At 69.5% G+C, this 24,327-nt stretch carries 20 protein-coding genes and 1 rRNA gene; 6 read left to right on the forward strand and 15 right to left on the reverse strand.

The window, feature by feature from the left end; all coding sequences use genetic code 11:
• Nucleotides 1-38: 38 nt before the first annotated feature.
• Nucleotides 39-989 (reverse strand): prephenate dehydratase, encoded by a 951-nt coding sequence (pheA, locus tag AC3WS6_RS17550; protein WP_492502292.1) that lies wholly within the window; start codon nucleotides 987-989, stop codon nucleotides 39-41.
• A 61-nt stretch (nucleotides 990-1,050) separates the two neighbouring features.
• Between pheA and pgm the strand changes: the two genes are divergently transcribed.
• Nucleotides 1,051-2,694 (forward strand): phosphoglucomutase (alpha-D-glucose-1,6-bisphosphate-dependent), encoded by a 1,644-nt coding sequence (pgm, locus tag AC3WS6_RS17555; protein WP_492502293.1) that lies wholly within the window; start codon nucleotides 1,051-1,053, stop codon nucleotides 2,692-2,694.
• A gap of 73 nt (nucleotides 2,695-2,767) precedes the next feature.
• Here pgm and AC3WS6_RS17560 read toward each other — a convergent pair whose 3' ends face one another.
• The 12 genes from AC3WS6_RS17560 to AC3WS6_RS17615 form a co-directional block, all read right to left on the reverse strand.
• Nucleotides 2,768-3,868, reverse strand: a complete 1,101-nt coding sequence (locus AC3WS6_RS17560) for a glycerate kinase (protein ID WP_492502294.1) — start codon at nucleotides 3,866-3,868, stop codon at nucleotides 2,768-2,770.
• On the reverse strand, nucleotides 3,865-4,923 hold the full coding sequence (locus tag AC3WS6_RS17565; protein ID WP_492502295.1) for a LacI family DNA-binding transcriptional regulator: 1,059 nt from the start codon (nucleotides 4,921-4,923) through the stop codon (nucleotides 3,865-3,867). The genes AC3WS6_RS17560 and AC3WS6_RS17565 overlap by 4 nt, the downstream gene beginning before the upstream one ends.
• Before the next feature lie 83 nt (nucleotides 4,924-5,006).
• Nucleotides 5,007-5,804 (reverse strand): sugar phosphate isomerase/epimerase family protein, encoded by a 798-nt coding sequence (locus AC3WS6_RS17570; protein WP_492502296.1) that lies wholly within the window; start codon nucleotides 5,802-5,804, stop codon nucleotides 5,007-5,009.
• A 79-nt stretch (nucleotides 5,805-5,883) separates the two neighbouring features.
• A complete protein-coding gene (locus AC3WS6_RS17575) occupies nucleotides 5,884-6,750 on the reverse strand; it encodes a sugar phosphate isomerase/epimerase family protein (RefSeq protein WP_492502297.1) in 867 nt (288 codons plus the stop codon).
• The gene (locus AC3WS6_RS17580; protein ID WP_492502298.1) at nucleotides 6,747-7,946 is read right to left on the reverse strand and encodes a dihydrodipicolinate synthase family protein; all 1,200 of its coding nucleotides are present in this window, start codon (nucleotides 7,944-7,946) and stop codon (nucleotides 6,747-6,749) included. Before AC3WS6_RS17580 ends, AC3WS6_RS17575 begins: the two co-directional genes overlap by 4 nt.
• A 2-nt stretch (nucleotides 7,947-7,948) precedes the next feature.
• Nucleotides 7,949-9,112, reverse strand: coding sequence for a Gfo/Idh/MocA family protein (locus AC3WS6_RS17585; RefSeq protein ID WP_492502299.1), 1,164 nt, complete (start codon nucleotides 9,110-9,112; stop codon nucleotides 7,949-7,951).
• A gap of 198 nt (nucleotides 9,113-9,310) precedes the next feature.
• Complete coding sequence (locus AC3WS6_RS17590; protein WP_492502300.1) at nucleotides 9,311-10,285, reverse strand: hydroxyacid dehydrogenase; 975 nt, start codon at nucleotides 10,283-10,285, stop codon at nucleotides 9,311-9,313.
• Nucleotides 10,282-10,986, reverse strand: coding sequence for a DUF624 domain-containing protein (locus tag AC3WS6_RS17595; RefSeq protein WP_492502301.1), 705 nt, complete (start codon nucleotides 10,984-10,986; stop codon nucleotides 10,282-10,284). The genes AC3WS6_RS17590 and AC3WS6_RS17595 overlap by 4 nt, the downstream gene beginning before the upstream one ends.
• 3 nt (nucleotides 10,987-10,989) lie before the next feature.
• Nucleotides 10,990-11,892: a carbohydrate ABC transporter permease gene (locus AC3WS6_RS17600; RefSeq protein WP_492502302.1), complete on the reverse strand. Its 903-nt coding sequence runs from the start codon at nucleotides 11,890-11,892 to the stop codon at nucleotides 10,990-10,992.
• A complete protein-coding gene (locus AC3WS6_RS17605; protein WP_492502303.1) occupies nucleotides 11,892-12,833 on the reverse strand; it encodes a carbohydrate ABC transporter permease in 942 nt (313 codons plus the stop codon). The genes AC3WS6_RS17600 and AC3WS6_RS17605 overlap by 1 nt, the downstream gene beginning before the upstream one ends.
• Before the next feature lie 70 nt (nucleotides 12,834-12,903).
• Nucleotides 12,904-14,184, reverse strand: a complete 1,281-nt coding sequence (locus tag AC3WS6_RS17610) for an ABC transporter substrate-binding protein (RefSeq protein WP_492502304.1) — start codon at nucleotides 14,182-14,184, stop codon at nucleotides 12,904-12,906.
• A gap of 55 nt (nucleotides 14,185-14,239) precedes the next feature.
• Nucleotides 14,240-16,189, reverse strand: a complete 1,950-nt coding sequence (locus AC3WS6_RS17615; RefSeq protein WP_492502305.1) for a DUF2264 domain-containing protein — start codon at nucleotides 16,187-16,189, stop codon at nucleotides 14,240-14,242.
• Nucleotides 16,190-16,332: 143 nt separating this feature from the next.
• Here AC3WS6_RS17615 and AC3WS6_RS17620 point away from each other — a divergent pair, with 143 nt between their 5' ends.
• Both AC3WS6_RS17620 and AC3WS6_RS17625 read left to right on the forward strand, forming a co-directional pair.
• Entirely contained in the window at nucleotides 16,333-18,141 is a 1,809-nt protein-coding gene (locus AC3WS6_RS17620) for a heparinase II/III domain-containing protein (RefSeq protein WP_492502306.1), read from the forward strand.
• Nucleotides 18,138-19,226, forward strand: coding sequence for a LacI family DNA-binding transcriptional regulator (locus AC3WS6_RS17625; protein WP_492502307.1), 1,089 nt, complete (start codon nucleotides 18,138-18,140; stop codon nucleotides 19,224-19,226). Before AC3WS6_RS17620 ends, AC3WS6_RS17625 begins: the two co-directional genes overlap by 4 nt.
• Before the next feature lie 266 nt (nucleotides 19,227-19,492).
• Here AC3WS6_RS17625 and AC3WS6_RS17630 read toward each other — a convergent pair whose 3' ends face one another.
• Complete coding sequence (locus AC3WS6_RS17630) at nucleotides 19,493-20,443, reverse strand: LacI family DNA-binding transcriptional regulator (RefSeq protein WP_492502329.1); 951 nt, start codon at nucleotides 20,441-20,443, stop codon at nucleotides 19,493-19,495.
• 167 nt (nucleotides 20,444-20,610) lie between these two features.
• Between AC3WS6_RS17630 and galT the strand changes: the two genes are divergently transcribed.
• The 3 genes from galT (at nucleotide 20,611) to galE (ending at nucleotide 24,091) form a co-directional block, all read left to right on the forward strand.
• Entirely contained in the window at nucleotides 20,611-21,801 is a 1,191-nt protein-coding gene (gene galT / locus AC3WS6_RS17635; RefSeq protein WP_492502330.1) for a galactose-1-phosphate uridylyltransferase, read from the forward strand.
• Nucleotides 21,798-22,976, forward strand: a complete 1,179-nt coding sequence (gene galK, locus AC3WS6_RS17640) for a galactokinase (RefSeq protein WP_492502308.1) — start codon at nucleotides 21,798-21,800, stop codon at nucleotides 22,974-22,976. Before galT ends, galK begins: the two co-directional genes overlap by 4 nt.
• 137 nt (nucleotides 22,977-23,113) lie before the next feature.
• Nucleotides 23,114-24,091, forward strand: coding sequence for a UDP-glucose 4-epimerase GalE (gene galE / locus AC3WS6_RS17645; RefSeq protein ID WP_492502309.1), 978 nt, complete (start codon nucleotides 23,114-23,116; stop codon nucleotides 24,089-24,091).
• 166 nt (nucleotides 24,092-24,257) lie between these two features.
• On the opposite strand, the gene rrf is transcribed toward galE, so the two are convergent.
• Nucleotides 24,258-24,327 (reverse strand): 5S ribosomal RNA (gene rrf, locus AC3WS6_RS17650); the annotation flags it as partial.

The raw sequence follows: 24,327 nt of genomic DNA on the forward strand, positions 1-24,327 counted from the left end.
GTCAGCCACCGTGGTCCGGCACCGGGCGTCCGATGCGGTCAGGCCTCGGGTGCGCCGCTCACGATGCCGCGCAGCCAATCGCGCGCCTCGACGAACACATCGTCGTCGTATCGCTCGGGGTACTGCACGATCTGCCGATCGGCGCGCGGGTACGACCCGAGGAACACCACGCGCGGGCTGAACCGGCGGATGCCGAGCAGCGCGTCTGCCATGCGCTCGTGCTCGATGTGCCCGTCGGCGTCGATCACGAAGCGGTACCTGCCGAGCTCGTCTCCGATCGGCCGCGACTGGATCAGCGAGAGGTTGATGCCACGGGTCGAGAACTGCTCCAGCATCTCGAGCAGCGAACCGGGATGGTCGTTCGGCAGCTCGACGATCAGCGAGGTCTTGTCCGCGCCGGTGGGAGCCGGGGCCGTGGTGGTGCGGGTGACGAGCACGAAGCGCGTGACGGCCTGGACGTTGTCACCGATGTCCGTGGCGAGCACGTCGACGTCGAGGTGCTTCACGACGCCGGGAGCGGCGATGGCCGCCTGCGCGGGCAGCGAGCCGTCGAGCACGCCGATCGCCGAGGCGACGTTGCTCGCCGCGGGCACGTGCGAGTGAGAGGGCAGATTCGCACCGAGCCAGCCGTGGCACTGCGCGTAGGCGACGGGGTGCGCGGCGATCACCTGCACGTCGTCGAGGGTCGTGCCCCGCGGCGCCACCAGCACGAAGTTCACCCGCACGAGATACTCGCCGATGATCCGCAGTCCGGGGATGGTGGCCAGAGCGTCCTGCGTGGTCGAGACGCCGCCCTCGACCGAGTTCTCGATCGCGATCATCGCGGCGTCGCTGCGCCCCTCGAGCACGTCGGCGAGCGCCTCACCGACGTTGTGCACCGCGCGTCGCTCCTGCCCGCGAGCCTCGGCGACCTGGTCGAGTGCCGCCTCGGTGAACGTTCCGGCGGGGCCGAGGTAGCTGTAGGTGCGGCGTTCAGTCACGCGTTTCACCTTAGGGCACCGGCTGGGGACAGAAGATGCGCGGATGCCGAGATGGGGGCAGACTGTGTGCATGACGAGCCGTGCCGGCCTTCCCGCCGAAGAATCCGATCTGATCGATGTCGACGAGCTGATCGCCGCCTACTACGACCGCATCCCGAATCCCGAGGTCGCCGCCGAACGCGTCGCCTTCGGCACGAGCGGCCACCGGGGCTCTTCGCTCTCGAACAGCTTCAACGAGAACCACATCCTGGCCACCACCCAGGCGATCGTCGACTACCGCGCAAGCCAGGGCATCACCGGCCCGCTCTTCCTCGGTCGCGACACCCACGCCCTGTCGCTGCCCGCCGAGCGCAGCGCCATCGAGGTGCTGGTCGCCAACGGCGTCGACGTGCGCGTCGACTCGCGCGATGCCTGGGTGCCGACGCCCGCGCTCAGCCACGCGATCCTCACCTTCAACCGCGACCTGGCACCGGATGCCGCGGGCCGCGCCGACGGCATCGTCGTCACCCCGTCGCACAACCCGCCGCGTGACGGCGGCTTCAAGTACAACCCGCCGCACGGCGGACCGGCCGACACCGACGCGACCGGCTGGATCGCCGATCGCGCCAACGAGCTGATCGCCGGCGGCCTCGTCGACGTCAAGCGCGAGCGTTTCGCCGACATCGACTGGGACGCCCTCCCCGGCTACGACTTCCGAGACGCGTACGTGCGCGACCTCGCGACGATCATCGACATCGATGCGATCCGCACCGCCGGGGTGCGCATCGGAGCCGACCCCCTCGGCGGAGCATCCGTCGAGTACTGGGCGCTCATCAAAGACGTCTACGACCTCGACCTGACCGTCGTGAACCCCGAGGTCGACCCGACCTGGCGCTTCATGACGCTCGACTGGGACGAGAAGATCCGCATGGATCCGTCGTCGCCGTCGGCCATGGCCTCGCTGGTCGCCAAGAAGGGCGACTACGACGTGCTGACCGGCAACGATGCGGATGCGGATCGCCACGGCATCGTCACCCCCGACGCCGGGCTCATGAACCCGAACCACTACCTCGCCGTCGCGATCGACTACCTGTTCTCGCACCGGTCCGAGTGGCCGCGCGACGCCGCGATCGGCAAGACCCTCGTGTCGTCGATGATCATCGACCGCGTCGCCGAGTCGCTCGGACGCCGCCTGCTCGAGGTGCCCGTGGGATTCAAGTGGTTCGTTCCCGGTCTGCTCGACGGATCCGTCGCGTTCGGCGGCGAGGAGTCGGCAGGGGCATCATTCCTCCGCAAGGACGGCACAGTCTGGTCGACCGACAAGGACGGCATCCTGCTGTGCCTGCTCGCGGCCGAGATCATCGCCGTGACCGGCAAGACACCGTCGGAGCGCTACGCCGAGCTCGAGCAGGCCTTCGGGTCGTCGGCCTACCAGCGCGTCGACGCCCCGGCGACGCCCGCGCAGAAGGCGACGCTGGGCAAGCTCGCTCCGGATGCCGTCTCGGCGACCTCTCTCGCCGGCGAGGAGATCACCGCCAAGCTGTCGAACGCCCCCGGTAACGGTGCCGCGATCGGCGGCCTCAAGGTGCAGACCGAGCACGCATGGTTCGCCGCGCGCCCGTCGGGCACGGAAGACGTCTACAAGCTGTATGCCGAGAGCCTGCGCGGCCCCGAGCACCTCGCCGAGGTGCAGGCCGAAGCACGCGCCGTGGTGTCGGCGGCACTCGGCGCCTGATCCGACCTGTCGGCTGACATCTGCCCCCGTACGTCCTCCGTGCGGGGGCAGAGTGCGTGCGGGGTGCGGCGGGTCAGACCGACCGGGCGAGCAGCGCCCCGGCATGGCGCAACCAGCGCGCGGGCTCCGCGAGTGCGGCCGCGGACGAACCGGCGAGCGCGGTCAACGAGGCGGATGCGGTGAACAGCGCCGTGTCGGAGTCGTCGGTGATGCGTCCTGCTGCGAGCAGTGCGGTCGCCCCCGCCGCAGACGCGAGGCCCGCGATGAACGAGGGCACCTTGCCGTCGCCCGACTGACCGTCGTACGAGCCCTCGCCCGTGATGACGACGTCGGCGTCGGCGATCGCATCCGCAAGCCCGATGAGTTCGGCGACCTCGGCCGCTCCCGGGGCGAGCGTCGCACCCCACACGACCAGCGCTGCGCCCGTGCCTCCTGCGGCCCCGGTGCCGGCGAGAGCCGGATCGAGCGCCAGCAGCCCGGCGAGGTGCGCGAACGCGGCATCCACCCGAGTGATGTCGTCGCCGGCGAGGCCCTTCTGCGGGCCGAACACCGCCGCCGCACCGCGCGGCCCGACGAGCGGGTTCGTCACGTCGGTGAGCACCCGCACGTCCGGGACCGCGCGCAGTCCGGTCAGATCGACGGACGCGATGTCGAGCAGTCCGCGTGCCCCCCGCGCGACCGGAATGCCAGAGGCGTCGAAGAACCGTGCACCCAGGACCGTCAGCATCCCGGTGCCGCCGTCGGTCGACGCGCTCGACCCGATGCCGACCACGAGACGGGAGACGCCGTGGTCGAGCGCCGCGGCGATCGCCTGGCCGAAGCCGGTGGTATCGGCATCCCAGGGCCGCAGCTCGTCGAGCAGCTCGATGCCCGAGGTCGAGGCCAGGTCGACGACCGCGGTTCCTCCGGGAGCATCCGTCGTCGACGGGAGCAGCAGCCAGCTCGTCTCGATGCGCGAGCCTGCGGGGCCGTCGACGGTCACCGCAACCCGACGCGCTCCGGGCACCGCGGCCTCGAACGCCGCGACGGTGCCCTCTCCGCCGTCGGCCATCGGCCGGTGCACGAACGTGGCGGTCGGGTCGACTGATGCCCACCCCTCGGCGAGCGATGCGGCCGCATCCGCCGCCGTGATCGTGCCCTTGAAGCTGTCAGGCGCGAGGACCACTGTGGTCATCGCTGCACGCCCGGCGTGCTCGCCCGCACCACGACCTCCAGCGGCAGCGTGGCCTGCTGCCAGTCGGCGTCGACCGTCGCACGGAAGGCCTGGTACCCGACCTCGCTCAGCGGCACGTGCACGGTCGTGAGCGCCGGGGTGACGTCACTGCTCGAGGGCACGTCGTCGAAGCCGCACACCGCGATGTCGGCGCCGACCTCACGTCCTGCCTCGCGGATCGCGGCCATGGCGCCGATCGCGACGACGTCGCTCATGCCGAACACGAGAGTGCCCGGTTCGACACCGTCGGCGAGAGCGGATGCCATCGCCTGCACGCCCGACTCGCGACGGAAGTCGCCGCGGATCACGCGCTCGAGAGACCCGCCGCCCGCTTCGAAGCCCGCCCGGAATCCGGCGAGACGCTCGTCGGACGTCAGCACACCCTCGGCCGCGGCGATCGCGAGGGCCGACCGATAGCCGAGTGCCGCCATGCGCCGGCCCAGCAGTTCGGAGCCTGCGCGGTTGTCGATCTCGACGTGCCGATTCGCAGCGCTGCCCGCGCCGAACGTCACGACGCGGCCGCCGAATCGGGCGAACTCGGCCAGCTCGCGCGTCGTGTCGGAGTCGGCGGGCTGCGTCGTGCGGGATGCGGCGAGGATCAGCCCTTGCGGACGTTGCCCGCGCAAGGCCCTGACGATGCGCGCCTCACGCGCGGGGTCTCGTTCGGTGATCGCGATCGTCACGACGAGGCCCTGCTCGTCGGCGCCCCGGGCGACGCCCGCAGCGATGAGACCGAAGTACGGGTCGGCGATGTCGGCCACGAGCAGCGCGATCACGGGAGAGGTCCCGCGCGCGGTCGCCTGCGCCGACACGTTGGCCGTGTAGCCGAGTTCTGCGGCGGCCAGCTCGACGCGTTCGCGGAAGGACTCCGCGACCTTGCGCTCGGATCCGTTGAGGACGCGTGATGCCGTCGCGAGGGAGACACCGGCCTCACGGGCCACGTCGTGCAGGGTCGGGGCGGCGCCCCGCGCGTGACGCGGCTGGCGCACGCGGGAAGGGCTTTCCGGCTGGCTCATGCCCTGAGCTTACTGCGGCGAGGGCTCGAGCTCCGGAAGCACGACGACGTCGAGAGTCGACGGTGGGCGAGCATCATGGCGGCCTAGAGCGAGAGGTAGGCGCGCAGCGCCGCCGCCTCGGTCTTCAGCACCGCGGGATCGTCGCCCGGCACGAACTCGAGCAGCGCATCCCGCACCCCGGACGCCGGTGCGTCTGTCGGCACCTGGCTCGCCGAGCCGGCCGACGCTCCGGTCGCCTCCGAGAAGAATCGCGTCCACAGCGCATCCCGGGCCCGGAGCGGCAGCCGCTCCTGCGCCGGCCACCACGAGAAGACATGCGCGGCGGTGGCGTACGCGGCGAGCGCGCGGTACTCGGCGAGCACGGTCTCGACGCTGGCCCCGACCGTCGGCTGCCAGTAGGTGCTGAGGGCCGGATGATCGACCTCGGCGAGCAGTCGCAGGGTCGTCGGCGCGGTATCGGCGAGCGTGCCCGAGTGGAACTCGAGAGCGAGGCCGATGGCCCGAGCATCCGCCTCTGCCGCCGCGTCTCGCAACCGGGCGACGATCTCGGCCCACTGCTCGTCGGACGCCTCGGTCGAGCCGAGGTGCCCGGCCCAGATGCGCACCCTGTCGACCCCGAGCGCCTCCGCACTGTCGAGGATCGGCGTGAGCGATTCGTCGGCTCCGGCACGGAAGTACGAGCCGTACGAGCACGAGATCATCCCGGCATCCGACGTCTCGGTCGCCACCTGCGCCGCGCGTTCGATGTCGCCCGCGGGCACGTGCACGTCTCCGCCCCACTCGATGACCTCGAGCTGGGCCTCTGCCGCGAGCCCGATGACCTCTTCGGCATCGAGCGAACGGAAGGTCACCGAACAGAGGCCGGGCCTGATCTTCGTCATGCAGTCATCCTCTCAGGGGTCGGCGGACTTTCACCGACCAGCCGATATCCCGCGCGGATGCCGGAGCGACCGAAAGCCGTCAGCGCAGGTGCGGCGAGACCGCTGCCCCGAAGGTCTCCGCCGTGCGGCGCACGACGTTCTCGGGAGCGTCCGCCCAGATGTCGGCGTTGAAGATCTCGACCTCAATGTCGCGGTCGTACCCGGTCTCGATCACGGCTCGGGTGAGCGAGCCGAAGTCGATCACGCCGTCGCCGGTGTAGTGCCGCGACAGCAGCACGTCCGCGGCGAGCGGGGTCTTCCAGTCGCACACCTGATACGTCGCGATGCGCCCCTCGCGGCCCGCACGGGCGATCTGCTCGAGCACCTGCGGGTCCCACCAGATGTGGAAGGTGTCGACCGCCGCACCGACCACGTCGGCGTCGAAGTCGGACGCGATGTCGAGCGCCTGTCCGAGGGTCGAGACGACCGCGCGGTCCGAGGCGTACATCGGATGCAGCGGCTCGATCGCCAGCGTGACGCCCGCGGCCTTCGCGTCGGTCGCGAGCACCCCGATCGCGTCGCGCACGCGCTCGCGCGCACCGATCAGATCGCGCGAGCCCGCGGGGATGCCGCCGGCGACGAGCACGAGCACGGCGGTCGACCCGTCGGCACCGGCGGCGGCGAGCGTCGCGGTCTCCTCGATCGCGCGGCGGTTGTCGTCGAGCGCGGCGACGCGCTCGGGTCCGTCCGGCAGGGTGAAGAAGCCGCCGCGGCAGTGGGTCGTGAAACGCAGTCCCGAGTCCGCGAGCATGCGCGCGGCGACATCGAGACCGACCTCGTTCACGGGCTCGCGCCACAGACCGATCGCCTGGATGCCGGCATCCGCCGTCACCCGCAGCGCGGTCTCGAGGTCGGCGTGCTTGATCGTGGCCTGGTTGATCGACAGGCGCGGATCCGGGGCGGTCATGCGTCGAGTCCGTTCAGGCGCAGCATCCCGTGCCAGCGCTCGCGGGCGAGCTCGGGATCCTCGAGCGCGAGCGACGCGTTCGCCAGCTCGACGATACGGCTGAGGTGCGGAAGGCTCCGCGCCGAATGGAGCCCGCCGACCATCTGGAACGCGGGCTGGTGTCCGTTGAGCCAGGCGAGGAACGCGACGCCCGTCTTGTAGTAGAACGTCGGCGCGGCGAACACCTGACGGCTGAGTTCTTCGGTCGGACCGAGGATCTCGAGGTAACGCGCGTGGTCTCCGGCGTCCAGCGCCTGGATCGCTGCGGAGGCCACCGGCGTGATCGCGGCGAACGCCCCGAGCAGCGCGTCGGAATGGGTGCGTTTCGTCTCGGTGCTCCGCTCCTCGCTCAACGACCGGGTGGTGTCGCCGCCGATGAGACCGACGTAGTTGAAATCGTCTCCGGTGAACATGCGCACGCCCTGGGGCAGCCGCTCGCGCACCGAGATCTCGGACTCGGCGTTCAGCAGGCTCATCTTGACGCCGGCGATCTTGTCGGGCTGCTCAGCGATCACATCGAGCAGCACAGCGGATGCCGTCTGCCAGTCATCCGCTCCGAAGTAGCCGGCGAGCTCGGGGTCGAAGGCCGTTCCGAGCCAGTGCAGCACGACCGGCACCGTGGCCGATTCGAGCACCTCGCGGTAGACGCGACGGTAGTCGTCGGCGCTCTCCGCGACGCGGGCCAGGTGACGCGAGGCCATCAGCACCGGACCCGCCCCCTGCTCCTCGGTGAAGTGCAGCTGCTCCTTGTAGGCGTCGATCACCTGGTCGAGCGAGATGTGCGACTCGGCGACGTGATCGGTGTTGACGCCGACCACGACCGAGCCGCCCTCTTCGCGGGCCACCTCGGCGCTGCGCGAGATGAGCTCACGGGTCGCGGCGGCATCCAGCCCCATGTTGCGCTGCGCGGTGTCCATGGCGTCGGCGACGCCGAGACCCCACGAGTACACGTTGCGGCGGAACGCGAGCGTCGAGTCCCAGTCGATGTCGGCGGGCTGCCCCGGGGTGTTGTCGGCGTGCACCTTCGGCACGACGTGGGCTGCGGCGTAGGCGACACGGCTCTGCAGCGGCGAGGTCGGACGGGAGTACCCGCCGCCCTCGCGCAGCTCGGCATCCGTCACCGCACCCACGGCGTCGAGAAGTCGGAGAGTCGACATGCTCAGCCCAGCGTCAGCGGCGACAGGGAGACCTTGCGGCCCTCGGCGCTGGAGGTCAGACCGGCCTCGGCGAACTGCACGCCGCGCGCGCCGGAGAGCAGGTCGAACGGGTACTTCGTGCCCTCGACGAACGAGACCAGGTACTCTTCCCACTGCTGGCGGAAGCCGTTGAGGAAGACCTCGTTCGTGGGCACGTTCTGCCAGTCGGCGTCGTAGTCGTGCGTGTCTTCGAGGTCGGGGTTCCATACCGGCTTCGGCGTGGCATTGCGCGGCTGGATCTTTGCGCCGAACAGACCCACGACGGCCGATCCGTGCGTGCCGTCGACCTGGAACTCGACGAGCTCATCGCGGTTGACGCGCACGGTCCAGCTGGAGTTGATCTCGGCGATGATGCCCCCCTCGATCTCGAAGATGCCGTATGCCGCGTCTTCGGCGGTGGCGGTGTAGTGCTCGCCGTTCTCGTCCCAGCGGTCGGCGATGTGCACGGCGGCCTGCGCGTAGACGCTCTTGACCTCGCCGAACAGGTTCTCGAGCACGTAGTTCCAGTGCGGGAACATGTCGACGATGATTCCGCCGCCGTCTTCCGTGCGGTAGTTCCAGCTCGGGCGCTGCGCAGGCTGCCAGTCGCCCTCGAAGACCCAGTAGCCGAACTCGCCGCGCACCGACAGGATGCGGCCGAAGAAACCCGAGTCGATCAGGCGCTTGAGCTTCTGCAGACCCGGCAGGTAGAGCTTGTCGTGCACGACGCCGGTCTTGACGCCCGCCTCGTCGGCGAGGCGCGCGAGCTCGAGGGCCTCGTCGAGCGACTCGGCCGTGGGCTTCTCGGTGTAGATCGCCTTGCCGGCGGCGATCGCCTTGCGAAGGGCCGAAGCACGGGCCTTGGTCACGAGGAAGTCGGCGTAGATCTCCCACTTCGGGTCCGCGAGAGCCGCGTCGAGATCGGTCGTGTAGTCCTCGATGCCGTGCTTGGCGGCGAGCTCGGCGAGCTTGGCCTCATTGCGGCCGACCAGCAGCGGCTTGACCGTGATGCGGGATCCGTCGGGCAGTTCGATGCCGCCCTCGTCGCGGATCGCGAGGATCGACCGCACGAGGTGCTGGCGGTAGCCCATGCGTCCCGAGACGCCGTTCATGATGATCCCGATCTCGCGGGTTGTCGCCTGTGACATTGCTGGTCCGTTCTCTTCTCTCAGATCCCGCATGCTCTGCGGGGAAACCTTTCGCTCACCCTAGCGGGTAAGCGCTTTCCGTTAGCATGCCATGCTGCGGGGCGGTTCGCAAGCAGGGACGGAAAGCGTTCTCCTGCGGCACGGCCGTTTCCATCGCCGGATGCAGATGCGGATGCGCCTCCGCATCCGCACAGGCACTCAGGCGCTCATCTCCATGTCACGCCGCGTGATCACCTGCGAGGGCACTCCGCCCCGCAACAGCGCCTCGACATCGTTCAGCGCCGAATCCGCGAGCCGCCGCGCCTCGCTGCCCATGGACCCCGCGATGTGCGGCGTCAGGGCGACGTTCGGCAGCCGGCGCAGGGGGGCGTCGACGGGCAGCGGATCAGGCTCGGTCACGTCGAGCACGGCATCCAGCCGCCCCGACGCGCACTCGACGAGCAGGGCGTCGTGGTCGAGGATCCACCCGCGGGCGGTGTTGATCACGGTCGCGCCGTCGCGCAGCGCCGCGAGCTCGGCCGCCCCGATCATGTGCCGGGTCTCGGGCAGGGCGGGCGCATGCAGCGACAGCACGTCGACCTGGCCGAGCATGTCGTCGAGCGACACCAGCTCGGCCCCTGCCTGCGCCACGGTCTGCTGCGAGACGAACGGATCGACCACCAGGATCCGGATGCCGTCGAGCTGCCCCAGCATCCGCACGACTCTGCGTCCGATGCGCGAGAAGCCGACGATCCCGACGGTGCGCCCGACGCTGCCGTATCGCGTCGAGCCGACCAGATCGCGCCACTCCAGCACGGTCGCCGGCGAGCGCATGTGCACGAAGGCCCGCTTGAAGGCGAGGATGATCGTCGCGAACGTGTACTCGGCAACCGGCACCGCGTTGGCGTCGGCGGCCGAGGTCACGGTGATCCCGCGTTCCCACAGTTCGTCCGACACGAGCTGCTGCACGCTGCCGGCCGCGTGCACGACGGCGCGCAGCCGCGGCATCCGATCGAGCAGCGGCGCGTCGAGGCGAGGGGCTCCCCATGAGGTGAGCAGGATCTCGGTGTCGGAGATGTCCTCTTCGTCGATCCCGCGTGGTGAGGAGGGGCACAGCGCGCGCAGGCGAGCCAGACGCGCGTCGTCGAAGAGCAGATCGAAGACCTCGGGGCTCATCGCCGTACGAACCGTCACGCGCGCACCCCCACGGGCTCACGCACGGCGTCGGCGTCGCGCACGGTCTCGAGGTCGAGAACGGGTCGAAGCGTGTACCGGCTGTTCGCCCATGCCACATACAGTGCGGGCGCGCAGGTGAGGCCGATCGCGATCGCCGGCATCGTGGTGAAGAGCCCGAACTGCACGCCGAGCACGACGAGCGACAGCGCGGTGAGGTACCACCGTCGCACGCACAGATACAGCGCGGCCTTGACAATGTCGCGCATCCGCGCGCCCGGCTCCTCGGCCAGGGCCACGAGTGCCACGAGAGTCGTCGACACCGCGATCACGGCGAGAAGGGCGAGCGCCGGCACGATCATGACCGACGCGGGCGACGCGCTCACCGCCCGCACGTCGACCAGCAGCACCACGACGGATGCCGAGGCGATCGCGCCGATCAGCATGCCCTTGGCCGCCGTCGTCCTCCACCCCCGCAGGAACGATCGCACCACCTGAGGCTCACCGCGACCGAACTCGCGGAACGCGGTGAACGCGCCCGTGAGGGCCGGCGCGGCCAGCGGCGCGGCGAGCGCCAGCAGCGGCCACGACAGCACGGGATCGGTGGTCATGAGCAGCACCACGAGAGGCGATGCCGTGACGAGCACGAGGAAGTTCACCATGAGTCCCAGATAGACGACGCCGAGGATCGTGGCCCACGCGTCGTGAGAGATGCGCTTCATCGGTCAGCCTTTCAGTCCGCTGGTGGCGATGCCCTCGACGAAGTACTTCTGCCCGAGCAGGAAGACGATCGCGATGGGCACGACCGAGATCGTGAGCCCGGCGAACAGCAGCGCGTAGTTCGTGTCGAAGAGGTTCGACACGAAGCTCTTGAGCCCGAGCTGGATCGTCCACAGGTCGGGGTTGCGCAGATAGATGAGCGGCCCGAGGTAGTCGTTCCAGGTGTTCACGAAGGTGAGCAGCGTGAGGCTGGCGATCGCCGGGATCGACAGCGGGAGCATGATGCGCCGCCAGATGGCGTATTCGCTGAGGCCGTCGAGGCGCGCGGCCTCGCTGAGCTCCTCGGGGATCGTCTCGTAGTACTGCTTCATCAGGAAGACACCGAAGGCGCCGAACGCCTGCAGCAGGATGATCGACCACAGCGTGTTCGACACCTTGAGATTCGACAGCAGGATGAACTGCGGGATCATGTACGACTGCCACGGCACCGCGATCGTGCCGATGTAGGCGAGGAAGAGGATGTCGCGGCCGGCGAACTTCATGCGGGCGAAGCCGTAGGCGGCGAAAGACCCGGTGAGCACCTGCAGGAACGTCACGCTGACGGCGAGGAACAGGGTGTTGCGGATCCACACCAGCATGTTCGACTTCGTCCAGATGTCGATGTAGTTCTGCCACACGAACGTCTCGGGCACCCACACGACCGGCACCGAGAACACCTCGTTGGCGTTCTTGAGCGAGCTCATCACCATCCAGAAGAAGGGGGCGAGCAGGCCGATCGCCGCGATGACGAGCGCGATGTATCCGAAGGTGCGGCCGATCGTGATCTTCGAGCGCGCACGGCCGGCGGGGACGGGGGCGCTGAGCTTGCGCAGCGGCCCTCCGGTGACGAGTACCTGTGTCTCGGTCATCATGCGCTCCGCTTCCTGTTCCAGAGGAACTGGCCGATGGTGACGAGGATGCAGAGGAAGAACAGCGCCACCGCGGCGGCGGATGCGTAGCCGAACTGCGACTCCTCGAAGCCCTTCTTGTAGATGAACTGCGACAGCACCAGGGTCGACTGCCCCGGCCCGCCGTCGGTCATCACGAGGATCAGGTCGAAGATCTTGAAGGAGTTGATGGTGAGCATCACCGTGACGAAGAACATCGTCGGCCGCAGCGACGGCAGCGTGACGTTCGTGAACCGCTGCCACACGTTCGCACCGTCGACGCGCGCCGCTTCATGCAGCTCGCGCGGCACCGTCTGCAGGCCCGCGAGGAAGAGGATCATGTAGTAGCCCATGTCACGCCAGGTGCTGACGATCACGACGGCGGGCATCGCCCACTCCGACGACGTGAGCCACCCGGGCGGCTGCGCGATGCCGAGTGCCCGCAGCACCTCGTTGATGGGGCCGTAGTCAGGGCTGAAGAGCAGGTTCCACACCACGGCGATCGCGACGATCGAGGTGATGTAGGGGAAGAAGGCGGCGGTGCGGAAGAACGCGACACCGCGCAGCTTGTTGTTGAGCAGCAGCGCGAGCCCGAGCGACACGACGATCGTCAGCGGGATGTGCATCACCGAGTAGTAGATGGTGTTCCAGAACGCGATGTGGAAGCTGCCGTCGCCGAGGAGGCGCTGAAAGTTCGCGATGCCGACCCAGTCGGCCTTCCCGAAGACGTTCCAGTTCGTGAACGCCATGTAGAAGAGGATCAGCACCGGGAGCAGGGTGAGGAACCCGAATCCGATGAAGTTCGGCAGGATGAAGCTCCAGCCGATCAGGGCGTTGCGTCGGCGCAGGGCCGAACGTCGGCGGGGCGGCTTCGTCTGCGGCGGGGCCGCGTCGTCGCGACGCGGGGCCTCGGTGATGGTCATGTCTCTCGTCTCCTGGATGCTGCGCGAGGGCGGAGTCCGGGGGCCGACCGGCGGTCGGCCCCCGGGCAGGTCAGCCGACCTCGTTCTTCACGCGGTCCTCGGCGGTCTTGATGGCGTCGTCGACCGAGACCGAGCCCGACATGACGGCGGTGTGCAGATCGGCGAGGATCCCCTGGATCGTCGCCGTCTTGCTCGAGGTGGGGTTCTCGGGCAGCACGTCATGCGACGACCACGCGAACTTCGACAGGTCGTCGGTCGGCGCCCCGTCGACGGCGAAGTACGACTCGACCACGGCGTCGTTGGTCAGCGCGGGGGTGATGCCGATCGCCGCGAGCTCCTGCGCGGCCTCTTCGGATGCGGCGAACTCGAGGAACTGCTTGGCGGCGTCGACCTTGGCCGAGTCGATGTTCGCGTTGATGCCGAAGCCCGTCGGGTCGCCGAACGTCACCGGGGTGTTGTCGGTGCCGGTGGTCTTCGCGTCGAGCTGCGGGGCGGGGGCGATGCCCCACTCGAAGTCGTTCGCCTCGCCAGACGCCTGCTGCGCGATGAGGGTCGCGGTGTACCACGTGCCCATCAGCATCATGGCGGCCTTCTGCGTGCCGAACTCACCCTGGTAGGTCAGCTGGTTGGCAGTGGACGTGTTGAAGTCGACCTGGCTTCCGGCATCCTGCAGCGCGAGCGTGTTGTCGTAGTACTCCTTCATGTCACCGAAGTCGCCATCGAGCACGCTCGTGCCGGTCTGCGCGTTCGCGAAGCCCTGCACAGTCGACTGCCAACGGTGCAGGTACGTGCCCTTGGAGGCATCCGTGGTGAGCGCCTCCGCGGCCTCGGCGTAGTCGTCCCACGTCCACGAACCGTCGGGCTGCTCCACACCTGCGGCGTCGAACAGTGCCTTGTTGTAGAAGAGCACCCAGGAGTCCTGGCGGTACGGCACGGCATACGCGGCACCGTCGACCTCGTACGAGTCGGCGCCGCTGATGCCGTCGGGCAGCGCCACGTCCGAGACGTCGAGCAGCTGACCGCCCTCCTGGAAGGTCGTGACGTACTTGACCTCCTTCTGCGTGATGATGTCGGGGCCCGACCCTGCCGCGAGGTCAGCCGTGACGAGGGTGTTGTACTCGGCCGCGTCGTACTCCTTGAGCTCGATCTTCACGTTCGGGTGATCCTCGGTGAATGCGTCGGCGAGGGTCTGGAACTCGGGAGTGGTGTCGATGCTCCACCCCGAGAGGGTGAGCGTGACGGGGGCGTCGGGGTCGGCGCTCTCACCGGCGTCTGCACCGCCCGAGCACCCGGCGAGGGCGAGGGCGGCGACGGCGGCGATGCTGCCGGCTGCGAGGATTCTGCGGTTCATGGGGATACTGCTCCTTTGCAATGACGGGTGCCCAGGACGGGTCGGGGTGTCCGACTCAGACGAGTCGGTGTTCGGTGGTGGTGGAATCGGGCCAGGTGATCACGACGTGGTCGACGTCGATGCGCGCCGAGGGAACGGATGCCGGGGCGCCGTCCGACAGATGCACCGCGGTCGCGATCCATTCGCCGGTCGTGATCGGGTAGGTGACGACCGGCACTGCAGCGAGAGGGCCGAGGGGGCTCGCGGCACGCCTGGTCTCGATCGACGGCGTGCCTCCCGGGGTGAGTGCGACGATGCCGGCGTGACGACCGCGTGCCGATGCGGCGGCGACGTCGGCGGTCACCGAAGAATCCACGTGGTCTGCGGCGAGCGCCCAGCCTCCGATGCGCAGCGCTGCGGGAGCGGCATCCGCCTCGACCGCATCGATGCGCACGAGCCGCACCTCCCACGCGCCGCGCACGAGCGACCAGGTGGTGACAGTGCCTGCCACCTCGACCGCGCCGGTGATGCCGGAGCCGTGTCGCGTCTGCGTGCTGTCGGGAGCGATCCAGTGCGCGTCCGCCTCGGAACCCGCGATCGCGGCGGCTCCTTCACGACGGATGCCGAGCACCCGCATCCCGGCCCGATGCGTCGCGCGTCCGTCGGCGTGCAGCAGCACGACCGACTGCTCGAGCGGCTCGACCCACGCATCGCCGTTCAGCAGCGGACTCGCCGCGGTCGAGTACGCGAGCCGTGCGTAGAGGGGCGAATCGCCGACCAGATCGCCGGGGCGGGCGTGATCCGTGCCGTGGTTGATCACCCGCACGATGCCGTCGTCGGCCGTGGCCGAGATGATCCAGGCCGGCGCCTCTGCGACGCGGAGCACATCGGCCGTCTCGACGGGCAGCGGCACGGATGCCGCGGACCACACGGGGTGGTCCGCCGGAAGGGCGATGCCGAGCAGGCCCTTCGAAGCCCAGTACGGCGAGCCCGTTCCCGAGTAGTTCTGCGCGAGTCGCCGCCACTCGTCGTGCCAGCCGAGGTCGAGCAGCCCCTGATCGTTCGGGGCACCGTTCTCGGCGAAGTGGCGGACGATGTCGGATGCCGCGCGACGCAGCTGCGCGGCGGGCACCGACGGCACCCCGGCGATGACGCCCGCCCAGTAGGGGGCGGCCGCGGCGAAGCGGTAGACGAGGCTGCGGCCCTGGATCAGCGGCGAGCCCTCGGCGCCGACCAGGGCGATCGCGTCTTGCAGGAACCTGTCGAGTCGAGCGAGATCGCCCGCGGTGCGCTCACCTGCCAGCTCGGCGGCTCCCTGCATCCGCGCCCACAGCACCGGGTAGAGGTGAAGCGCCCAGCCGACGTAGTGGTCGTACGAGCGGTCGTCGCCGTCGGAGATCCAGCCGGCCTCGCGGATGAACGAGTCGTGCTGCGCCAGGTCCTGCTCGATGTCGGTCTGAGACCACGGCCCGCCGACCGACCGCAGGAACGTCTGCACGACGACGCGGAACCACAGCCAGTTGTTGCGCGGGTAGGTGTCGTCGCCCACGACGGGGGCGAGGTAGTCGATCAGGCGCTGCTGCGTGACGGCGTCGAGGCGGTCCCAGATCCAGGGGCGCGTCATGTCGAGGATCAGCGCGATCGACGCCGCTTCGACCTTGGCCTGCGCGTGCTCGTCGAGTCGCACCCAGCGGTCGGCGCCCGACGGATCGACCCCCGCCGCGATGCCCCGCGAATAGAAGTCGATCAGGTCGTCGACGCCCTCGCCCCGTGCACCGGCGATGCGGAAGCCCGCGAGCAGGAAGGTGCGCACGAACCCCTCGAGGCCGTCGACGTCGACGCCGTATCCGCCCGAGGTGCCGGGGAGTGTGATGCGGGCGCCGTTCTCGGATGCCCAGGGGCGCACCGCGTCGAGCAGACGATCGGCGTAGGCGAGCAGATCATCGCGGGTCCATTCATCCGTCGCCGATGTGGGAGCGTCACGGATGATCGTCGCCCGTGCCGCTCCGGTGCGCTCGTTCGCCACAGGGTTCTCCTTTGAAGACTGCTTCGAGGTCGGCCGCGAGGATTCGTTCCTTCGCGATCGTTGGGAGATTATCACCGCATATCGATCAAGACAAGACTTAAATAATCGTAGAACGATCATTTTCGATCAGCTAGGCTGAAGGCGTGAACCCGCTCCCCGCGCCACCCGCCGACGACCGCGCCGCCTGGTCGCGCGTCGCCGCCGCCGAAATCCTCGCCCGGGCAGACGCCGATCTCGGCACTCCCTGGCCGCAGCCTCTGGCGAGCCAGGCCGCCCGCGTGCATCGCGACGGAGACCGGGTGAGCTGGGAGGATCCGGCCTTCGCCCGACAGCATCGGCTCACGCGCGTGTCGATCGCCGCCGCCGTCCATCTCGACGACCGACGCATCGACGAGGTCATCGACGGCGTGCAGCTGCTGTGCGAGCAGAGCTCGTGGTGCTGGCCCGCCCACGATGACACCTTCGCCAGGCACCGCAGCGTCCTCGCGAGGGTCACCGACCCCTATCTCGACCTCGGCGCGGGCGAGGTCGTCAGCCAGCTCGCGTGGATCGATCACCTGCTCGGCACCCAGCTCGATGCGCGTGCCCCCGGCATCCGCGCCCGCATCCGCCACGAGGCCCATGTGCGGGTCTTCCGCCCGTTCGTCGAGCGCCGCGACTGGCATTGGCTCGGCCTCGACGGCGATGTGCACAACTGGAATCCGTGGATCCATTCCGCCGTGCTCACGGCAGCCGTGCAGCTGCACGATGACCCCGATCCCGTGATCGACCTGGTCGTCGAAGGGCTCGATCGCTACCTCCTGGCACTGCCCGACGACGGCGCGATCGATGAGGGCTATTCGTACTGGTGGAACGGGGCGTGCCGGGCGCTCGAAGCCCTCGACATCCTCGAGAGCAGCGCCGGGCGGCGTCTTCCCGACCTCCTGTCCGTGCGTGAGACGGTCGCCTTCCCGCATCGGTGCCACCTCGGCGGCGAGTGGTACGCGAACCTCGCCGACGGGCAGGCGCGTCCTCAGACGCAGGTCCCCTGGCATGCGCTGCACCGCGCCGCCCGGCGCGTGGGCGATGCGGATGCCGCGGCACACGCCGCCTCCCACCGCGGGGCGGCGCCGTCGGAAGAGGCCGGCCTCGGGAGACTCGTGCGCGAGCTGACGGATGCCGACTGGCTCGCCGCCGAGCCGGCCACTCCTCCCCTGCCCCGCGACGTGTGGCTGCCGTCGACGCAGGTGCTCCTCGCCCGCGCGCACGCGGGGTCGGCCGCGGGACTCGGCCTGGTCGTCAAGGGCGGTCACAACGCCGAGCATCACAACCACAACGACGTCGGCTCGTTCATCGTCACCTCCGACGGCGTGCCGGTGGTCGTCGATCCCGGGCGGCCGACGTATACGCAGGCCACGTTCGGACCCGAGCGCTATGCGATCTGGACCATGCAGAGCGCGTGGCACAACACCCCCACGATCGCGGGCGTCGACCAGTCTCCGGGTCGGGATCGCGCGGCCGCCGCGGTCGAGGTGTCCGTCACGGATGCGGTGTCGTCGCTGTCGCTCGACTTGGATGCCGCCTACGAGCTCGACGACCTGACGTGGCGACGAACGGCCGCGCTCGACCGCACCGAGGGCGTCGTTCAGGTGTCCGACCGATGGGGCGCCGTCTCGGCAGCCGGCCTGCGAACCGTGCTCAACCTCATGATCGCGGGTGACGTGACCCCGCAGGGCGACGACAGCGTGCGGGTCGTGCCTCTCGACGGCGCCGCACCCGTCATCATCCGCTGGCCGTCCGGCATCCGGGTGGCTGTGACCGAGCGGACGCTCGACGACCCGATGCTGAGCGAAGTGTGGGGCGCACGACTCACCCGACTCGAACTCGACGTCAGCGCGCACGATCACGCGTGGATCAGGGTAGAAAGAGACGACGTCACCCCGGCGACGGGCGACAGCGAGGACGACCGATGACCGATCAGCAGCACGCTCCGCTGGCGCCCGCGCGTCACGCGCACATCCTCGCGGCACTCGAGCGAGATGGGATCGTGCGCGTCTCACGCCTCACGGAAGAGCTCGGCGTCGCTCCCGTCACACTGCGTCGCGACCTGCAGCAGCTCGAAGAAGAGGGGCGTCTCGAGCGCGTGCACGGCGGAGCAGTGGCTCCGCAGGATCCCGGTGCACACGAGCATCCGCCCGTCCGCACAGGAGGCGCGATCGGCGTGCTGGTGCCGTCACTCGCGTACTACTGGCCGGGAGTCGTGCGCGGCATGGAGGCCGAGGCCCGCAAGCGCGGCCTGCGCCTGGTGCTGCGCGGCGCCTCGTACGAGCTGCAGGACGAGCGACCGGTGCTGGAGCGCCTCCTCGCCGCCGACGACATCCGCGGACTCATCGTCGCCCCGAATCCGGACGTGACGCATGCACAAGACGTCGTGCAGTGGCTCGACGCCTCCGGCATCCCCTCGGTCTTCGTCGAGCGCGACGCCGTCGTGCTCCCCGACCGCGCGCCCGTCGAGAACGTCACGACCGATCACGCGCTCGGCGCTGTGCTCGCCGCGCGCCACCTCGCGGGTCTCGGCCATCGACGCATCGGCCTCATCCTGTCGCGCGAGTCTCCGACGGGCCGCAAGATCGTCACGGGATGGGCGACCGCGTGCGAAGAGCTCGGGCTCGCACCGTCGGAGCACTTCGAGAGCCTGTTCCCCGATCGCAACGGACCCGGATTCGCCTCGGCCGTCAATGCCGCCATCGACACCGCACTCGACGCCGGGGTGACCGGGCTGCTCATCCACTCCGACCCCGAGGCGATGGCCTTCATCGACATCGCGCTGAACCGCGGACTCTCGATCCCCGAGGACCTCTCCGTCGTCGCCTACGACGACGAGGTGGCACAGCTCTTCACCCCGGCGCTCAGCGCGGTCAGCCCGCCGCGCGCCGCCGTCGGAGCTGCGGCGATCGACCTCCTCGCCCGACGCATCGAAGATCCGACGCGTCCGGTGCACCGCGTGGTGCTGAGTCCCACGATGAACGCCCGGGAGTCGTCGGCAGCGCCCGCCTGACCCGGCTCGGTCGCAAATTCGCTTCTGCATCCGCCCCGCATCCGTTCCGCACCTCCCGCACCAGTCCCGCACCAGGCGGGGCCAAAAGAGCATCCGAAAGGGCCGTTTCCCGTGCGTTTTTGACCCCGCACCGCGCCCCGGATGCAGAAGTGACCCCGCACCGCGCCCCGCACCGGCCCCCGCATGCAGAAGTGACCCCGCACCGCGCCCCGCACCGGCCCCCGCATGCCCCCGGATGCGCAGAACCGATCGGCGCAGCGGACCGTTCAGCGCGTGCTGGCGCGCGTGATCAACAGCGTCGGCACGACTGCGGATGCGTCGACGCCGGGCGTTCCTTCGATCTCGGCGACGAGCGACTCGACGGCTCGGTGCGCGAGCGCGGTGAAGTCCTGACGGATCGTGGTGAGCGGCGGGCGGTAGTTCGCGGCATCCGGCACGTCGTCGAATCCGATCACGCTGACGTCCTCGGGCACCCGTCGACCAGCCTCGGCGAGCGCGCGCAGCAACCCGAGCGCCATCTGGTCGTTGGCGCAGAAGACGGCGGATGCTGCGCCCAACGCCTGTCCCGCCGCGAACCCGGCTTCAGCCGACCAGTCGCCGCGCGCGATCACCGGCGGTTCGATGCCCGCGGCGACGAGGGTCTCGCGCCAGCCGCGCTCGCGCTCGGCGGCGGCGAACGAATCGGCCGGCCCCGCGAGGTGGTGCACCGTCTCATGCCCGAGGCTCAGCAGATGTGCGGTCGCGGCGGCCGCACCGCCGACGTGGTCGCTGTGCACCACGGCGAGGTCTGCCGTCCCCGGAGCATCGACGACCACGAGGCGCAGCCCCGCGGGCCGTTCGGCAGCCGGCACGAGCGCGGATGCCTCATTGAGCACGATCGCGCCGTCGACCTCCTGCTCGGCCAAGCGTTCGAAGGCGTCGGCGACACTGTCGCCCGCTGTCACGAGGGTGAGGGCGTAGCCTCGCTCGGCGGCGGCCTCGGCGGTCGCCTGCAGCATCCGCGAGTTGCCGACCGTGGCGAGTGTCGTGACGACGAGTCCGATGGTCTGCGAGCGGCCGGTGCGCAGCGCTCGAGCGGCGCGATGCGGGCGATATCCGAGCTCGACCATCGCTTTCTCGACGCGCTCGCGCGTGACGGGATCGACGCGGGGGCTGTCGTTGACGACGCGCGACACGGTCTGCCCCGAGACCCCCGCGCGTGAGGCGACCATCGCCATCGAGACGCGTCCGGATGACGGACGCCGGCGCCGTGTCGGCTCGATGTCGTGCAGCAGGTCGTCCTCCACCGCAGGCACCTCCGTCTCGCGTCCACAACTCAGCAATGTTGACGTTACCACGGCAGTGTGCGTACCATGTTTACGTGAACACGCACGAATCCTCCGAGATGCGCACCGGGACCCTCTCCGCCGGAATCACGAAGCGAGCGACGACGCTCGCCGACGGCCGTGAGCTCATCTACTTCGACGATCCCGACACGACGCTGGGCGCCGAACGCGCGGTCGACGCGCGCACCCTCGACCCCCGGGGCGACACCGCCTCGATGCGACTCGATGTGCTGACCGGCGACTGGATCACCGTCGCCGCCAACCGGCAGAACCGCGTCATGATGCCGAGCGCCGACGCCGACCCGCTCGCCCCGCAGTCGCCGACCAACCCTTCCGAAGTCCCGTCGCGCTATGACGTCGCGGTGTTCGAGAACCGCTCGCCCGCCTTCGGCCCCGCCCTCGCGGAGGCGATCGGCATCGCGCCGGCTGCGAGCAACCCCCCGCGCGGACTCGACGACCTCGCGGCCCTCGGCCTCGGCCGCACGCGCACGTCGGTCGGTCGCTGCGAGGTCGTGTGCTTCAGCCCCGAGCACACCGGATCCTTCGGCACCCAGTCCGTCACCCGCGCCCGCACCGTGATCGAGGCGTGGGCCGACCGCACCGCAGCGCTCTCCCAGCTTCCGGGCATCGAGCAGATCTTCCCGTTCGAGAACCGCGGCGAGGCGATCGGCGTGACTCTGCCGCATCCGCACGGCCAGATCTACGCCTACCCATATGTGACTCCGCGCACGAATCGCGTGCTCGACTCGATCGACCGCACCGCACCCGATCTCTTCCAGCGCATCCTGGAGTTCGAGCAGGCCTCGGAACGCGTCGTCTTCCGTGGCGAGCACTGGACCGCGTTCGTGCCCTTCGCCGCCCGTTGGCCTCTCGAAGTGCACCTGATGCCGCACCGCCATGTGCCCGACTTCGCCGCCACGACGGATGCCGAGCGTGACGAGCTCGCGCCCCTCTACCTTCGTCTTCTCCGCGGGGTCGATGCGCTCTACGACACCCCGACCCCCTACATCGCCGCCTGGCACCAGGCTCCCGTCAACGTCGGCCGCGAGAGCGTGCGTCTGCACCTGCAGCTCACGAGTCCTCGACGCGCCGCAGACAAGCTCAAGTTCCTGGCGGGCTCCGAAGCCGCCATGTGGGCGTGGGCCGCAGAGGTCACCCCCGAACAGGGCGCCGCCCGCATCCGCGAGGCCATCGCCCGCGCACACGCATCCGACAACGCTCAGATCGACGCAGGAGAGGCATCCGCATGACCACCGCACACGACTCCGCGCGCGCCCTGTTCACCGACCTGACCGGTCGCACCCCCGACGGAATCTGGTCTGCACCGGGACGCGTGAACCTCATCGGCGAGCACACCGACTACAACGACGGCTTCGTTCTGCCGTTCGCCATCCCCCACCGCACGGTCGCCGCGGTCGCACGGCGCGACGACGCACGCATCCGGGTCGCATCGACGTTCGCGGATGCTCCTGTCGAGGTCTCGCTCAGCGAACTCGACGATCTCTTCCCCACTCCGAGCGGCGCGACTCCCGCCGTACCCGAGTGGGCTGCCTACCCGCTGGGCGTCGCCTGGGCTCTGCGTCAGGCCGGCGCCGCCGGGAGCGGACTCGACATCGCCATCGCCTCCGATGTGCCGGTCGGCGCAGGGCTCTCCTCATCCGCCGCGATCGAAGGCGCGACCGCCTCTGCGCTGAACGATCTGTGGGATGCCGGGCTCGATCGCAGGGCCCTCGCTCGCATCGGCCGCCGTGCCGAGAACGAGGCCGTCGGCGCCCCCACGGGCATCATGGACCAGATGGCCTCGATGCTCGGAGAGCCGGATGCCGCGATCTTCCTGGACTGCCGGTCACTCGAGACGGCGCTCGTGCCGCTGGGCATGGCCGAGGCGGGGCTCGCGATCCTCGTGATCGACACTCGCGTGAAGCACGCGCACTCCACCGGCGGCTACGGCGAGCGACGCGCGGCGTGCGAGCGAGGCGCCGCGATCATGGGCGAATCGAGCCTGCGAGATGTGTCGGTCGACGACCTCCCGCGCGCCCAGGAACTCATGGACGATGTGACATTCCGTCGCGTACGCCACGTCGTCACCGAGAATCAGCGCGTGCTCGACACCGTCGAGCGCCTTCGCGCACAGGGTGCGCGCGCCATCGGCGACCTCCTGGTGGCGTCGCATGCCTCCATGCGCGACGACTTCGAGATCTCGGTGCCCGAACTCGACACCGCGGTGGAAGCCGCACTGACAGCCGGCGCTCTCGGAGCGCGCATGACCGGCGGCGGCTTCGGCGGCGCCGCGATCGCACTCATCGAGCAGGACTCGGTCGCGCAGGTCTCGGATGCTGTCGCCGATGCCTTCGCCCACGCCGGTTTCGCCGCCCCCGTGATCTTCACGGTCTCCGCGGCAGCGGGCGCGCACCGCGACGACTGACCCGCAGCGCCGGCTGCGGGTCAGTCGTCGGACGACGCGTGTCGGACTGTCCACAGATCGACGCCGTGTCGATCCGACGGCCAGCGACCCGCCGCGCTGTCCTGAGATACTGAACACTCCAACACCTGAGGAGCAGCATGTCCTGGATCGTCACCGGCGGCGCCGGCTACATCGGATCGCACGTCGTACGAGCATTGGCGGATGCGGGGCTCGCCCCGGTCATCCTCGACGACCTCTCGAGTGGGGTCGCGTCATTCGTTCCCGAGGGAGTGCCGTTCGTCACGGGGAGCATCCTCGATCGTGAACTCGTCGAGAAGACGCTGCGCGACCACGACGCCGAAGGCGTGATCCATGTCGCAGGATTCAAGTACGCCGGCGTCTCGGTTCAGCGCCCTCTGCACACCTATGCGCAGAACGTCGAAGGCACCCGCGTGATCCTCGAGGCCATGGAAGCCGCGGGGGTCAGCAACATCGTCTTCTCCTCGTCTGCCGCCGTGTTCGGCACTCCTGATGTGCCGCTCGTCGTCGAGGGCACCGAGAAGAGGCCCGCGAGCCCCTACGGCGAATCCAAGCTCATCGGCGAATGGCTGCTGCGCGACCAGGCGGTCGCGACCGCAGAGACCGAACGGCCGCTGCGCCACACCTCGCTGCGCTACTTCAACGTCGTGGGCTCTGCCGACCCGACGGTCTATGACGTGAGCCCCCACAACCTCTTCCCGATCGTGTTCGAGGCGCTGCTGGCGGGAAAGACTCCGCGCATCAACGGCGACGACTACGACACCGAAGACGGCACGAACGTGCGTGACTACGTCCATGTCGGCGACATCGCCGCCGCTCACGTCGCCGCGGCGCAGCGCCTCGCCGCGGGAGAGTCGATCGAGCCGGCATACAACCTCGGTTCCGGTGACGGCCTGAGCGTGAAGCAGATCATGGATGCCGTGGCCCGGGTCACCGGTATCGACTTCACGCCCGAGATCGGCCCCCGACGCGCAGGCGACCCCGACCGCATCGTCGCAACCGGTGAACTCGCAGCCCGCGACCTCGACTGGAAGATGCGCTACTCGGTCGACGAGATGGTGCGCACCGGCTGGGAAGCACGACGCAACGCGTCGTGAGCTGCTGAGTCCACGACGATAAAGGGCCCTTCCTCGCGAGAGGAAGGGCCCTTTATGTGTTGTCGACACGCACCGCCGCTGCAGCTGCACCACAGTCGCAGTCGCAGCGATCGCGTTAACGCAGAAAAGCCACCCAACATTGGGTGGCTTTTCTGTTTGAAAAGAAGTCCGGCGGTGTCCTACTCTCCCACAGGGTCCCCCCTGCAGTACCATCGGCGCTGTGAGGCTTAGCTTCC

It is taken from the genome of Microbacterium sp. EB106-03-03-XG65, from assembly GCF_058791955.1.